This is a genomic window from Mesorhizobium waitakense, from assembly GCF_056431085.1.
On record NZ_JBWKME010000223.1, the window covers coordinates 1 to 1,623 of the forward strand.

A 1,623-nucleotide genomic window follows, 5' to 3' on the forward strand; every position below is an offset into this window, starting at 1 on the left:
TGTGATTCACCCTTTGCGTGACTCTGCCGCCGAATGATTCGCTTGAAGGCCTGTCGCTGGCGGAACTCCGCGGGCTGGTTGGGACGCTGCTCGGCGAAGTGCGGGGTCTTCACGGACAGGTCGAGAGCCTGCAGATGGAGAACCAGGCGCTGCGCGCCGACAACCAGAGCCTGAAGGACGAGATTAAGCGTCTGAAGGACCTGCCTCCGCGGCCGCCAATCAAGCCGTCCAAACCGTCGGGGATGGAGAAGGCGACGGGGGCGAAAGCGGCCAAGGGCAAGCGTCGGCGGCGCGGCGCCAAGCGCGACAGCGCTCGTGTGAGCCGCGAGGTGACGGTTGCGGTGAGCTCCCCTGCGGGCTCCCGCTTCAAGGGGTATGAGACGATCCTGGTGCGCGATCTGGTGTTGTCGGCCGAGGTGGTGCGCTACCGGCGCGAACGCTGGGTGACCCCGAGCGGCGAGACGATCGTGGCGCCACTGCCGTCGGGGATTGTCGGCGGCTGGGGCGCGAACCTGCGCCGCTTCATCCTGGCCTGCCATTTTCAGGGCCAAGTGACGACGGAGCGATTAACCGCACTCTTGACGGGCATTGGCGTCGACATCTCGAAGCGTCAGGTGGTGCGGCTGATTTCGGAGGGCCTCGAGGTCTTCGTTGCAGAGGATCGTGACGTGTTGCGCACCGGACTTGCCACGGCGCGCTGGATCACGGTCGATGATACGTCGGCGCGCCACGCCAACCAGGACGGCTACACCGCTCAGATCGGCGATGACCGCTTCACCGCGTTCCGCACCGGGCGATCGAAGTCACGGGGGGCGTTCCTGGCAACGCTGCGCGCCGGGCACGGCGATTACGTCATCAATGACGAGGCGTTGGCCTATATGCGCGGCCGCAACCTCGCTGGTCCGGTGATCGACCGGCTGGCGGCTTTCCCGCAAAAGGTGTTTGCCGACAGCGCCGCCTGGCAGGCGCATCTGGCAGCACTGGGCCTCGACCAGCTTGCGGTTGAGCCGAACCCGGTCAAGATTGCCACTGAGGGGGCGATGTGGGGGGCGATCCGCCATCATGGCTTTCTTGCCGACGCCGTTATCGTCTCCGATGACGCCGGCCAGTTCCGCATCGCCGACCATGCTCTGTGTTGGGTCCACGCCGAGCGGCTCGTCCACAAATTGGTGCCGATGACGCCAGACCAGCGCCAGGCCGTTGACGTCATGCGCCAGTTGATCTGGTGGTTCTATCACGACCTGAAGAGCTATCAGCGGTCACCTTGTCCGCGCCGCGCGGCGGCCTTGCGTGCCCGCTTCGACCGCCTGTTCAAACGACGAACCGGCTACGTCATGCTCGACAGGCTGCTCACCCGGCTTCACCGCCGCAAGCATGAACTCCTGCGCGTTCTCGATCGCCCCGAGATCCCACTCCACACCAACGGTTCGGAAAACGACATTCGCGCCGTGGTTATAAAACGCAAGATCTCCGGCGGGACCGTCAGTGACGCAGGCAGAGATGCCCGCGATGTCCTGCTCGGCCTGATGAAGACCTGCACCAAGCTCGGCGTCTCCTTCTTCGCCTACCTCGGCGACCGCCTTGGTATCCCCACACAAACCGCCGTTCTGCCGCTTCCCGATC

1 protein-coding gene is annotated in these 1,623 nt (G+C 65.1%); it reads left to right on the top strand.

The features are described 5' to 3' along the window. Window positions 1-17: 17 nt before the first annotated feature. A partial coding sequence (locus AC07FD_RS39385) for an IS66 family transposase (protein ID WP_478354192.1) occupies window positions 18-1,623 on the top strand: 1,606 nt, incomplete at its 3' end.